Source organism: Pseudonocardia sp. HH130629-09 (assembly GCF_001294645.1).
Classification (GTDB): domain Bacteria; phylum Actinomycetota; class Actinomycetes; order Mycobacteriales; family Pseudonocardiaceae; genus Pseudonocardia.
On the sequence record NZ_CP011868.1, the window covers coordinates 2,877,905 to 2,890,239 of the forward strand.

General features: G+C 75.2%; 13 protein-coding genes and 1 pseudogene. 4 read left to right on the forward strand and 10 right to left on the reverse strand.

All coding sequences use genetic code 11. From position 1 onward, the window contains the following. Window positions 1-7: 7 nt before the first annotated feature. From XF36_RS13225 to XF36_RS34825, 4 genes are all read right to left on the reverse strand, one after another. The gene (locus XF36_RS13225; protein WP_060712214.1) at window positions 8-544 is read right to left on the reverse strand and encodes a sodium-independent anion transporter; all 537 of its coding nucleotides are present in this window, start codon (window positions 542-544) and stop codon (window positions 8-10) included. A 340-nt stretch (window positions 545-884) separates the two neighbouring features. After that, complete coding sequence (locus XF36_RS13230; protein ID WP_060712215.1) at window positions 885-1,403, reverse strand: hypothetical protein; 519 nt, start codon at window positions 1,401-1,403, stop codon at window positions 885-887. 378 nt (window positions 1,404-1,781) lie between these two features. Further along, window positions 1,782-2,261 (reverse strand): isocitrate lyase/PEP mutase family protein, encoded by a 480-nt coding sequence (locus XF36_RS34820; RefSeq protein ID WP_255357100.1) that lies wholly within the window; start codon window positions 2,259-2,261, stop codon window positions 1,782-1,784. Next, window positions 2,204-2,608, reverse strand: coding sequence for an isocitrate lyase/PEP mutase family protein (locus XF36_RS34825; protein ID WP_255357101.1), 405 nt, complete (start codon window positions 2,606-2,608; stop codon window positions 2,204-2,206). The genes XF36_RS34820 and XF36_RS34825 overlap by 58 nt, the downstream gene beginning before the upstream one ends. Before the next feature lie 206 nt (window positions 2,609-2,814). Between XF36_RS34825 and XF36_RS13245 the strand changes: the two genes are divergently transcribed. From XF36_RS13245 to XF36_RS13260, 4 genes are all read left to right on the forward strand, one after another. Beyond that, entirely contained in the window at window positions 2,815-3,762 is a 948-nt protein-coding gene (locus tag XF36_RS13245) for an acyl-CoA desaturase (RefSeq protein WP_060712217.1), read from the forward strand. 295 nt (window positions 3,763-4,057) lie between these two features. After that, complete coding sequence (locus XF36_RS13250) at window positions 4,058-6,034, forward strand: MFS transporter (protein WP_238589257.1); 1,977 nt, start codon at window positions 4,058-4,060, stop codon at window positions 6,032-6,034. Continuing rightward, window positions 6,027-6,653, forward strand: coding sequence for a TetR/AcrR family transcriptional regulator (locus XF36_RS13255; protein ID WP_060712219.1), 627 nt, complete (start codon window positions 6,027-6,029; stop codon window positions 6,651-6,653). The genes XF36_RS13250 and XF36_RS13255 overlap by 8 nt, the downstream gene beginning before the upstream one ends. Window positions 6,654-6,684: 31 nt before the next feature. After that, window positions 6,685-7,527 (forward strand): alpha/beta fold hydrolase, encoded by an 843-nt coding sequence (locus tag XF36_RS13260; protein WP_060712220.1) that lies wholly within the window; start codon window positions 6,685-6,687, stop codon window positions 7,525-7,527. Window positions 7,528-7,614: 87 nt separating this feature from the next. Here the strand turns inward: XF36_RS13260 and XF36_RS34070 are convergent, their stop codons facing one another. The 6 genes and pseudogenes from XF36_RS34070 to XF36_RS34080 form a co-directional block, all read right to left on the reverse strand. Further along, the gene (locus XF36_RS34070; RefSeq protein WP_060712221.1) at window positions 7,615-8,049 is read right to left on the reverse strand and encodes an ABC transporter permease; all 435 of its coding nucleotides are present in this window, start codon (window positions 8,047-8,049) and stop codon (window positions 7,615-7,617) included. Next, a complete protein-coding gene (locus tag XF36_RS34075; RefSeq protein WP_060712222.1) occupies window positions 8,046-8,591 on the reverse strand; it encodes an ATP-binding cassette domain-containing protein in 546 nt (181 codons plus the stop codon). Before XF36_RS34075 ends, XF36_RS34070 begins: the two co-directional genes overlap by 4 nt. Window positions 8,592-8,752: 161 nt before the next feature. After that, window positions 8,753-9,292 (reverse strand): ABC transporter substrate-binding protein, encoded by a 540-nt coding sequence (locus XF36_RS13275; RefSeq protein ID WP_060712223.1) that lies wholly within the window; start codon window positions 9,290-9,292, stop codon window positions 8,753-8,755. 187 nt (window positions 9,293-9,479) lie between these two features. Beyond that, a pseudogene (locus XF36_RS35215) lies at window positions 9,480-10,250 on the reverse strand (amidohydrolase family protein); the annotation flags it as partial. A 180-nt stretch (window positions 10,251-10,430) separates the two neighbouring features. After that, complete coding sequence (locus XF36_RS13290) at window positions 10,431-11,534, reverse strand: amidohydrolase family protein (protein ID WP_064485421.1); 1,104 nt, start codon at window positions 11,532-11,534, stop codon at window positions 10,431-10,433. Further along, a complete protein-coding gene (locus XF36_RS34080; RefSeq protein WP_238589258.1) occupies window positions 11,531-11,683 on the reverse strand; it encodes a hypothetical protein in 153 nt (50 codons plus the stop codon). The genes XF36_RS13290 and XF36_RS34080 overlap by 4 nt, the downstream gene beginning before the upstream one ends. Window positions 11,684-12,335: the final 652 nt, after the last annotated feature.

Genomic DNA, 12,335 nt, shown 5'->3' on the forward strand with positions numbered 1-12,335 from the left:
GTCGCGGTCAGGTGGCGGAGGAGACCTGCCGGTCGTCCGTGCGGTCCTCCGTGCGGTCCTCCGTGCGGTCCTCCGTGCGGTCCTCCGTGCGGTCCTCCGTGCGGTCGTCCGTGCGGTCGTCGCCGGCCCGGCGCGGTCCGGGCACGGTCCCGCCCCCGCCGGCGGCGCCGGGGCGGGCCGCGGTCAGTGTCCGGACGGCGACCTCGGCGGAGGGGAAGGCGCTGCACCGCTGCAGGACCTGGCGGGCACGCAGCGGCAGCAGCTCCGCCCGGCCGCCGCACCCGGCCAGGTGCAGACGTACGCCGTCGGCGCGCGAGCGGGCGACGACCGCGCCGAGCAGCTCGGTGGCGGGCCCGTCGAAGGCGTTGACCCCGGAGAGGTCGACGACGAGGTGGCCCGGGATCCGGCCGCACCGGGTCTGGGCGTCGAGCATCCGGGCCAGTGCCTCCACGCCCGGACGGTCCAGCCACCCGGACACCCGGACCAGCCGCACCCCCGGCCCCGCCGTCTCGACCGCCAGACCGATCGCCGTCTGCCCCGCCACGTCCGCCTCCTCGCTCGTGCCGGGCCCACCGTGGGACCGGCACCAGCGACCTTCCCGGTGATCCACGGGCTACACGCGCACCACCGGCTGGATCGATACCGTCGCCCGGTCCGGGGAAAGCAGGCCAACCGGCCGCCCCACGTGATATACATCACCTCGCGTGGCCGGTCGGTCGGCACCTGCAGCCTCAGCTCCGTCGCGAGCCACGCAGCCCGAGGACCCACCACCCGTCGCTGGGGAGCGGACGGGTGGTCGCCCCGGCCGGGGCCGGCGGATTCGGGACCGCCGACCCCGGCCGACACGGCCGCACGGACGGGGCGAGCGCACCGCCCCGTCGGGCTCAGGCCGGGCGGTGCCCGGTGCCGGGCACGGGCCCGCCCACGGCGCGCGGCAGGTGCCGCGGGACACCGGCCGACCCCAGGGCCGACCTCCTGACCGACTCCCCGGGGTGCAGCCGGTCCGCGCCGACCGCGGGCCGGACCGACGTCGGGCGCAGCCGGTCGTGCGCCGCCGCCGTGAGCACCTCGACGACGGCCTCGAACGACGGGTACCGCCCGTCCGGCAGCGGGACGAGCTGCTCGCGGACCAGGCCGCTCACCCCCCACGCCTCGGCCTCGGCGAGGACCTGCCAGCGATGGGCGGGCCAGCGCAGACCGGCCAGCACGCGTCGGAGGTTCTCGCGCAGCCGTTCCAGGTCGGCCGACGACACCGGCCGCGGGTCGGCCGGCGGCAGCACGGTCCGGGCGGGCGGCGCGGTTCGGGCTGGCGGTGCGGGCCGGCCGGGCGGCACGGTCCGGGCGCGCGCGACCGGCGTGGGGACCGGGCGCAGCGTGCGTCCCGGCACGGGGAGCGCGCTCATGCGACCCCCCTCGTCTCCAGCTCGGGCTGCTGGGCCCCGCTGCACGCCGGGTCACCGTCGAGGTGACGGTAGGAGAAGGTGGGCCTCTCCAGCGGAGCGGTGGGGTCGGAGTGCCGGAAGATCCGACAGACCGAGCCGTCCGCGACCGACGACCAGCATCGTTCGCAGATGCGGAGCCGGGGAGTGTTCTGCTGCACGATCCACCGCCTGGGGCGATTCCGGACCCTGCCGGCCCGACCCGTTCCGGTCGACGTCCGCAGGTCGGCAAGGTCATCTGCACCAAGTGTGATGGACGACATATCGACCCGCCACTCGTGACCGTGTATAGCCAACCTCCCCGCGGAGGAATGTGTACGGCGGGCGGCGGCCGGGAACCGGTCAGCCGCCGTCGGCGCGGTAGCGCTGCTCGAGCTCGCGGACCTCCCCGAGCCCGGCGAGCTCGGCGAACGCATCGAGACCGCCGAGCCGGTCGATCAGCGACGCCGGTGTGCCCTCCGCACGCAGCCGCTCCAGTAGCTCCCGCATCCCGGCCGTCGCCGCGAGCAGGGTGCCCACCGGGAACAGGACCAGGGCGAAGCCGAGCTCGGCGAGCCGGTCGCGCGACAGCGGCGGGGTGCGGCCGCCCTCGGCCCAGTTGAACACCAGCCGGTGCCCGGCCAGCGCGGTCGCGACGGTCTCGACGTCCCGTTCGGAGGTCGGCGCCTCCACGAAGAGCAGGTCGGCGCCGGCGTCGGCGTACCGGCGGGCCCGGTCGATCGCCGCGTCCAGCCCGTCGACGGCGGCGGCGTCGGTCCGGGCGATCACCAGCAGGTCCGGGTCGGTCCGGGCGTCGACGGCGGCCCGCACCTTGGCAGCCATCTCCGCGGCGGGCACCACCTGCTTGCCGCGAGGTGCCCGCACCGCTTGGGCATGACCTGGTCCTCCAGGTGCAGCGCGGCGACCCCGGCCCGTTCGTAGTCGCGGACGGTCCGGATGACGTTGAGCGGGTTGCCGTAGCCGGTGTCCGCGTCGGCGATCAGCGGGAGGTCGACGGCGTCGGCCAGCCTGCCCGCGTGCGCGGCCATCTCCGCGCCTCCGAGCAACCCGACGTCGGGGCGGCCGAGCAGCCCGGCCGTCGTCCCGAACCCGGTCATGTAGACGACGTCGAACCCGGCCTGCTCGACCAGCCGCGCGGACAGTGCGTCGTAGGCGCCGGGGGCGAGCACCGGGGGCCGGCGTCGAGAAGGGCACGCAGCCGGGCGCGCCGGTTCCCGGGTCGGCCGAGGAGGTCCGCCACGGCGAGGTCCCTTCGTCGAACTCCGATGGTGTCCTGCACCGGTCCCCCGGCACGACCTGAGAAGTCCTCACTCAGGTTACGTGAGGGGGGTTGTCCCCACTGTCCGTTCTGGTGCGAGCCGGAACCATCGTGGGCGTGACCGACACCCGGCCCGCGCCGCGCTCGGACTTCTCCGACCGGCTCCGCCATCCCGTACCGCACCTGTTCGTCTACGCGTTCGCGATCGTCCCGGCGGTCGCGCTCGTCGCCGCCGTCCCGCTCGCCTGGGGCTGGGGGCTGACCTGGCTCGACGCCGGCCTCGCGCTCGGCCTGTACGTCGTGTCGATGCTGGGGGTGACCGTCGGTTTCCACCGCTACTTCACCCACGGCTCGTTCACCGCGAACCGGCCCCTGCGGATCGCGCTCGCCGTCGCCGGCAGCCTCGCCGTGCAGGGGCCGGTCCGGCACTGGGTGGCCGACCACCGCCGTCACCACGCCTACGCCGACGCCGAGGGCGACCCGCACTCGCCGTGGCGCTACGGCACCTCCCCCGCCGCACTGGTCCGCGGCTTCTGGCACGCCCACATGGGCTGGATCTTCGACCGGTCGCTGACCGACCAGCGCCGCTTCGCCCCGGACCTGCTCGCCGATCCCGACATCGACCGGGTGCACCGCGGCTTCACGGTCCTGACGATCCTGTCCGTGTTCGGGCCCGGCGTCGTCGGCGGCCTGGTGACCTGGTCGTGGTGGGGAGCGTTCACCGCGTTCTTCTGGGCCGGGCTGGTCCGGGTCGCGGTGTCGCACCACGTCGCGTGGTCGACCAACTCGATCTGTCACCTCGTCGGCGAGCGGCCGTACAAGGCACGGGACCGGTCCACCAACGTCTGGCTGCTCGCCATCCCCAGCATGGGCGAGTCCTGGCACAACCTGCACCACGCCGATCCCACCTCGGCCCGGCACGGTGTCGGTCGCGGCGAGATCGACATCTCGGCCGGCACGATCCGGCTGTTCGAGAAGCTGGGCTGGGCGTGGAACGTCCGCTGGCCGACCGAGAAGCGCCTGGCCAAGTTGGCCGTCCGGCCTGACGAGCCCGCCACCTCCTGAGTCCGTCACCGCCTGGGTCCCGTCACCGCCTGGGTCCACTCCGCCGCGGAAGCTCCCGGCGGGGGGCCCGGGTCGGCGCGGGAAGGACGTGCCCGGCGCCCCGCGACCCGACGCGGTACCGGTCCCCGGAGTGCTGCCCTCCGAGCGGGGCGGAGCGTCCCGGCGGCGCAGCCGGCGTGGAGCTCACGCGGCGGCACGGGCGGCTCGGGCCGGCCGGGCCGCATCGGTGCAGAGTGTGCGCCGACGCACGATCGGCAAACTTGCACAGTCTGCACCTTTGCGCCAGAATCATTGGGTGACGTCAACTACCCGCCCCGCGCGCACCCCCGAGGAGGCCGCGGCCCACCGCCGCGACGTACTGCTCCCCCTGACCGGCCTCCTGATGGCGCTGTTCGTCGGCGTGCTGTCCAGCACGATCGTGTCGAACGCGCTGCCCCGGATCCTGGGCGACCTCGGCGGGACGCAGGCCGAGTACACGTGGGTGGTCTCGGCGTCACTGCTGGCGATGACGGCCTCGACCCCGATCTGGGGCAAGCTCGCCGACCTCTACTCCAAGAAGCTGCTGGTCCAGGCCGCGATCGGGATCTTCCTGGTCGGCTCGCTGCTCTGCGGGCTGGCGGTCTCCACCGGACAGCTCATCGGCTTCCGGGTCCTGCAGGGCCTCGGCATGGGCGGTCTACAGGCCCTGACCCAGGTCGTGATCGCAGCGATCATCACCCCGCGCGAGCGCGGCCGCTACATGGGCTACCTCTCCGGCATCATGTCGATCGCCGTCGTCGGCGGGCCGCTGCTCGGCGGCATCATCGTCGACTCGCCGCTGGGCTGGCGCTGGTGCTTCTTCGTCGGCGTCCCGCTGGCCGCGCTCTCGCTGCTCGTGCTGCAACGCACCCTGAACGTGCCCACCCCCGTCCGTGCCGACGGCGAGCGCGTCAGCATCGACTACCTCGGTGCCACCCTCATCGCCGCCGCGGTGTCGGCGCTGCTGCTGTGGACCTCGTTGGCCGGCAAGCAGTTCGCGTGGGCCTCGCCCACCTCGTTCGGCCTGATCGGCGCCGGCCTGGTGCTGCTGGTGGCCGCGGTCGTCGTCGAGCGACGGGCGAAGGACCCGGTCGTGCCGCCGTTCCTGTTCCGCGACCGCACCGTCGTGCTCGCCACCGTCGCGAGCCTGTTCGTCGGCGTCGCGATGTTCGGCTCCACGATCTTCCTGTCGCAGTACTTCCAGCTCGCCCGGGGCGCCACGGCCACCGAGGCCGGGCTGCTCACGCTGCCGATGATCGTCGGCATGTTCGGCGCGTCGAACATCGCGGGCCAGCTCATCAGCCGCACCGGCGTCTGGAAGCGCTACCTCGTCGGCGGTGCGATCTCACTGACCGCGGGCCTGTCGCTCGGCGCCGCGGTGATCTCCTCGACCGCGCCGTACTGGCTGGTCGCGGTCGCGATGGCTCTGGTCGGCATCGGCGTGGGCACCACCCAGCAGAACCTCGTGCTCGCCGTGCAGAACACCGTCGCGCTGCGTCACATGGGCGCCGCGAGCTCCACGGTGACCTTCTTCCGCTCGCTGGGCGGTTCGGCCGGTGTCGCCGGGCTGGGCGCGCTGCTCGCCTCCGTGGTCGGCTCCCGGACCGCGGCCGGGCTGGCCGAGGCCGGCGTCGACGGCGGGGCGGCGGTCGGCGGCGGCCAGGTGCCGCACCTGGCCGACCTGCCCGAGCCGGTGCGCTCGATCGTCATGGAGGCCTACGGGCACGCCACCTCGATGATCTTCCTCGTGGCGGCGCCGCTCGCAGCACTGGCACTGCTGGCGATCCTGGCCCTGCGCGAGGTGCCGCTGCGCGACACCCTCGACATCGAGAAGCCGGCCGACCCCGCTGCCGGGGCCACCGTCACCCCGGTCCCGCCGACCGGTCCGTCCGGTCCGGTGCTGCACGGGTTCGTGCGGGCCGACGGTGCCCCCGCGGGCGGTGCCGTGCTGACCGTCCTCGACCCCACCGGCGACGAGCTCGGCCGGACCCGCGCCGACGCCGACGGGCACTACCGCATCTGCGTCGCCACCGGGATCGTGTCCACCGTGTACCGCTGGGAGGGCCGCCCCGCCGCGCGCCGGGTCACCGTCGGTTCGGACGGGCTCCGCCTCGACGTCGACCTGCCGACCGGCACACCCGTCGACGGCGCCGTCGACGGCACGGCACGGACCGACGGGCAACCGGGCCGCCACGAGCTCGTCTCGGTCATCGAGGCGCCCGAGCGCGAGCGGACCGGAGCCGACCGTGGCTGAGCAGGCCGCCCCCGGGCGTCGCGAGCGCAAGAAGGCCGCCACCCGCGTCGCGCTCGCCGGTGCCGCGCTGCGGCTGTGCAGCGCCCGCGGGCTGGACGCGGTGACCGTCGAGCAGATCGCCGACGCCGCCGACGTCGCGCCCCGCACCTTCTTCAACTACTTCACCTCCAAGGAGGAGGCGGTCGTGGCGGCCAACGAGTCGGCGGCCGACACCCTGCTGACCGCGTTCACCGCCCGCCCCGACGACGAGCCGGTCACCGAGTCGCTGCGGCACGCACTGCGCGCCGTGGTGACCGACCCCGGCTACCTCGACCGGGTGCAGGCGCTGCGGGCGCTGCGCGGGCACCCGACGATCCTCGCGCACCAGCTGGCCGTGTTCGCCACCCAGGAGCGGGCGCTGGCCGAGGCCGTCGTCACCCGGACCGGGTCCGACCCGGCCCGCGACCTCTACCCGACCCTGGCCGCGGCCGCCGCGGTGACCGGGCTGCGCGTAGCGGTGCAGCACTGGCTGGGCGACCACGGCGTGGACCCGCGCTCGCCGACGCTGACCCAGCTCGTGGACGAGGTCATGGCCGTGTTCGACGCCGGCCTGCGCGCACTGGCGGGGGCCCCGGCCTGACCCCGCGGGCGGCCGGGAGAGGATCACCGGCGTGCCCGTCACCACCGTCCTGGACCGCCCGGCCCCGGCGCCGCTCGAGCTGACCCTGCACCCGGTGCCCGACACCGGTGCTCCCGTGCTGCTGGTCGTGCCCGCGATGGGGCTGCGGGCGTCGTTCTACGCCCCGCTGCTGACCGCGCTGAACGACGCCGGCGTCGCCGCCGCGGTCACCGAGCTGCGCGGGCACCAGGCCCGCCCCGCTCCCCCGCCGGGACGCCGCAACGACTTCGGCTACGAGGACCTCGTCGGTGACCTCGCCGCCGCCGTGGAGGCGGTGCGGACCGCGCGGCCGGGCGCGCCGGTGTTCGTCGTCGGGCACAGCCTCGGCGGGCACCTCGCCGCCGCCCATGCCGCACGGCACCCCGACCGCATCGACGGTGTCGCCCTGGTCGCGTCGGGCAGCGTCGACTGGCGGGTCTGGGGGCTCGCGCACCTGCTGCGTACCCAGGCCGTCGTGGCCGCGTCGACGCTGATCGGGCACTTCCCCGGCGACCGGATCGGCTTCGCCGGGCGGGAGGCCCGCGGGCAGATGTGCGGCTGGGGCCGGTGGGCCCGCACCGGGCGGCTCGCGTTCGGCACGCCGCGGGTCGACCACACCCCGTCGATCGCCGCGGTGCACCTGCCGGTCCTCGGGATCGGGTTCGACCGCGACGGGTTCGCCCCGCCCGCCTCGGTCGACGCGCTGCTGACCATGTTCGGCGCGGCGACCCGGAGCCGCCACCACCTCGACGTCCCCGGAGCGCGCCCGCACATCGGGTGGGCACGCGAGCCGCAGGCACTCGCCGTCGTCGTGCCGGTGCTGACCGGCTGGGCCCGGGACGCCGCCGGGGCGTGACCCCGGCGGCGCCGACATGCTGAAGGCCGTGCTGAAGGTCGCCGTGCTCGGGCAGCCGTGCTCGGGTCGCCGTGCCGCCGCGGCCGGTCAGACCCCGGTGTTCACCGACTCGTGCCACGGGATGACCAGGCGCTTCGCGGTCGTCACCATCATGTAGAGCAGCGACCCCAGCACCGCGAGCAGCACGATCACCGCGAACAGCCGTGGCGCGTCGAGGGCGTTGAGGCTCGACACCACGAGGTAGCCGAGCCCGGCGCTGCCGCCGAGGTACTCACCGACGATCGCGCCGATCACCGAGAACACGATCGCGACCTCGGCGCCGGCGAACACGTACGGCAGGGTCGCGGGCAGCTCCAGGTTCCGTAACGTCGCCCAGCGCGAGGCGCCCAGCCCGGTCATGACGTCGCGGTGCCCGCGCTCGACCGAGCGCACCCCCAGCATCACGTTGAGCATGATCGGGAAGAACGCGAGCAGCCCGGCCATGATGATCTTCGAGGTGGGACCGAAGCCGAACCAGATCACGAAAGATCGGCACGAACGCCACCTTGAGCACGACCTGCAGCGCGACCAGGGCGGGCTGCACCGCGCGGCGCAGCCACTCGATGCGCCCGAGCACCGCGCCGACGCAGACGCCCGCGACGAGCGCGGCGCCGGACCCGACGAGGACCTCCAGCAGCGTCACGCCGATGTGGCCCCAGGTCTCCGGCGAGCAGCTCCCCCAGCGCCTGGACGACGGCGGTCGGCGCCGGCAGGATGAACTCCGAGACCCCGACCACCGAGACCGTGAACTGCCAGACCCCCACGAGCAGCAGCTGCGTGGCGTGCCGCACGCCGAGCGGCGGGTTCGCCTCCTGGAACACCAGCCCGAACTCGGCGAAGACCGCGTCGTCGCGACGGCCGGCGGCCCAGGCGGGCAGGCCGCCGGCCTCGACCAGCCCCGCGGACGGGGCGAGCAGACCGGACAGGATCCGCAGCAACGTCGTCTTGCCGCAGCCCGAGCGCCCGACCAGCGAGACGAACTCGCCGCGGCCGACCTCCAGGTCGATCCCCGACAGCGCGCGCACCTCGCCGCGCCCGGGTCGGGTACACCTTGTCCACACCGGACGCCCGCAGGCCGACCGCGCCCCCGGTCGGGGCCGCCTGCGCGGCGGAGCGGATCGCCGTCTCCTGGGTCATGCTCGTCTCCTGCTCCGGTGCCGGGGACCGTCGTCGTGTCGTCGGGTGCTCATCGGCTGCCCTCCGTGCCGTCGAGGCCGGCGTCGAGCCACTGCGCCGGGTCCTGGCCGGCGGGGGCCTGACCGACCGAGGAGACCTCGTCGTAGGTGGCCTGCCAGCGCTGCGGGTCGATGCCGGTCGGGCCCCGTCCCGCGGCGTCGGTGATCGGCGCCCGCCGGGAGGAGACCAGGCGCAGCGCCCCGTCGTGCACCACCCCGCCGATCGCGACCAGCGGTGCGCCGCGCTCCCCCGCGGCGACCATCGTCTCGATGTCGCCGATCCGGGAGATCTCCGCGGACCCGGCGAGCAGGGTCTGGATGGCCGGCGCGGAGCCCTGCGTGGCCTCGAAGGTCACGTCGAGACCGTTGGCGGCGAAGAAGCCCTTGGTGTCGGCGACCATCTCGGCGGCGTAGCCGAGCGACTCCATCGGCAGGATGTTGAGGAAGGTGATCCGGTCGCGGCCGTCCTGGCCGCCCCCCGACCCGCATCCGGCGAGGACGAGGCAGGCGGCGAGCAGGACCGCGGCGAGCCGGGTCGTCGTGCGGGTCATCGGGGGACCTCCGGTACGTGGTGGGTCGACGCGAAGGACTGCGACGGTGTGGCGGCGGTGTCCGGGCCGCGGTACCACGCGGTGGCGTTGCGGACCGCGGACCGCGGACCGCGGCCCGGGCGGCCGGGTCGAGGGCGGCGAGCAGCCGGGCCGCCCCGTCGCCGTGGCGGTGCGGGTGGTCACCGGCGTGGAGTAGGATCTCGGCGGCGCCGAGGACCTCCAGGGCGTCGCGCAGCTCGCCGGGGTCGCGCGGCAGATGGACCGGCGCGGTGGTGAACCGGACCTGCTCGCGGACGTACTGCGACGGCATCCGGTCCACCCACGGCACCTCGCGGCGGATGCCGCGCCACTCCTTGTCCAGCCGCCACAGCAGCGGCGGCAGCCAGGACGACCCGCACTCGGCGACGGTCACCCGCAGTTCGGGCAGCGCCCCGAGGGCGTCCTCGGCGACCAGCGACACCAGCTGGGACTGCGCGACCTGCCCGTGGGACAGGTAGCCCTGCAGGTGAGTGTGGGTCAACCCGGTCGTGGTCGGGGCGCTGCCGACCCGGCCCCCGGCGTGCAGGGTGACGACCAGCCCGGCCGCGGCGGCCGCGGCGAGGACCGGCCGGAACACCGGGTCACCCCAGCGCAGATCGTGGCCACGCACCGGGAGCAGCACCTGCACGAAGCGCGGGTCGTCCGCCCAGTGCTCGATCTCGGCGTCGGCCGCCGCCGGGTCACCGAGCGGCACGGCGACCGACTGCGGGCGCGGGACTCGTGGTCGAGGAACCGCTGCGCGACCCAGGTGTTCACCGCCCGGCACAGGGCGGCCTCGAACGCGTGGTTGCGGCTGACGTCGAACGCGGTGGTGCAGGTCAGGACCGCCGTGGTGACCCGTCCGCCACCGGGGGCCGGGGGGGTCGAGGACGGCGGCGCGCAGGGGCGCCACGTCGTGCGGGGCGGGGCCCTCGACCATCGCGGGCGGGTAGGCACCGGCCTGGACGGGTCCACGCGCAGCGCGGCCCCCAGGGCGTAGTCGCGCCAGTAGGGGCTCAGCAGCGGCGAGAGGTCGGTGAACGAGGCCGGTGCGAGGTGGGTGTCGGCGTCGAAGAACTCCTCGGCCGGCTCGGCGCTCATTCCTCGCTCCCGGGCAGGCTCAGGCCGTAGAGGCGGGCGGCGTTGGCGGCCGGCGCAGCGCCGCGGGCAGCACCCGCAGCGCGGTGATCGGGTCGTCGAAGTCGCAGTGCGGGTAGTCGGAGGAGAACAGGATCCGGTCGGTCATCCCGGTCTGCTCCCAGGTCGTCGCCAGGTGCGCGGGCATCGGCGGCTCGTCGATCGGCTGGGTGGTGAACCAGACCCGCTCGCGCACGATCTCCGACGGGGGACGGGTCAGCCACGGCACGTCGTCGCGGCAGAGCTCCCAGGCGTCGTCGAGGCCCCAGAGCAGCGACGGCGGCCAGGACACCCCGCCCTCGACGAGCACGAACTGCAGGTCCGGCACCACATCGAGGACGCCGCCGGCGACCAGCCCGGTCAGCGCGACCGCGACCGCGTTGCCGTACCAGGCGTGCTGCTCCAGGTAGAACGACGGCCAGCCGTCGCCGCGGTGGCCCTCGGTGCCGCCGAGGTGGATCGCCACCGGCAGCCCGTGCGCGGCGGCCGCGGCGTAGATCGGCCGGTACTTGGCGTCCGACCAGGGCAGGAACGTGCCGCTGTGGAACAGGACCTGCACGAACCGCGGGTCCGCGGCGCGGCGCTCGATCTCGGCGACCGCCTCCGCCGGCGACTCGTGCGGGATGCAGATGCTGGCCCGCAGCCGCGGCTCGGGGTCGAGCCAGTCGGTGACCAGCACGTCGTTGTACGCGCGGCACAGCGCGGCCGCGAACGCGGGCTCCTCGGCACCCGCGGTGTGGCCCTGCATCGGGATGAGCACCCCGGCGACGACGTCGTAGGGGTCGAGGAGCTGGCTGCGCATCAGGTCCAGGTCACTGCCCGGGGGCCGGAAGGCGCTGCCGGGCGGCCCGGCCTCGGGGTGGGAGTCGCGGCGCATGCCGCCGTGCCGGACCCGGGGGTAGACCGCGGGCGGCGGCGCGCCGCGCAGCCCGAAGCGCAGGAACCGGCGCCGCCAGGGCTCGGGCAGCGCGGCCGCGAGCCGGTCGGCGGTGACGACCGGGTGGATGTCGGCGTCGACGATCGGGGTCCGGGCGCGGCGCCGGGCCGGGGCCCGGGTGGTGGCCGTTGCGGAGTCGGTGGTGGTCATGACGTCTCCTCGGCGGCGGGGCGACGGCCGGTGTCGACGACCACCCAGCGGTCCTCGACGGTGACCTCGTGAGCCGGGTCCGGGTCGAGGTCGGTGTGCCACCAGAGGCGCTCGCGGATCGGTCCGGGGTCCCCGGGGCAGGGCAGCACGACCCGTCGGCGACCTGGCGGGCGAGCCGCTCCTGCAGCAGCGCGACGCGGTTGGTGCCGACGACCGTGTACGGCACCGACAGGTAGCTCTCGACCCGCACCCGGATGTCGGGCTCGACGCCGAGGCGGGGGAGCTGGCGTGTCATCGGCGCCGCCGCCGACATGCCACGGTCCGGGGCGAACGGGACCACCCAGGGCATCGCGGCGAGCTCGTCGAGGTCCAGGGTCGGGTCCGGCCCGGCGGCGACCGGGTTGGCGGCGTCGACGACGCAGACCCAGCGGTCGTCGAACAGGGCGGTGGAGCGCAGCTCGGGGCGCTCGAAGCGGGCGGCGGGCGGGGCGATGAGCCCGTCGATGAGCCGGATGGTCTCGCCGATGTCGGCGGAGAACGACTCGAGGAACAGCCGTAGCCGCAGCTCGACGCCGGGGGCGCGCCGGGCCGCTCCCGCGGACAGCGCGGGCCCGAGGACGGCGACGGTCCAGTCGGCGACGAGCAGGGTGAACCCGCGGCGGGCCGTCGACGGGTCGAAGCCGTGGCCGGTGCCGACAGCCGCCCGGCGGCCGAGCAGACGCCCTCCACCTGGTCGACGAGCTGGGCGGCGAGCGGGGTGAGCACGTAGCCGCCGGGATGGCGGGACAGCAGCTCGTCCTC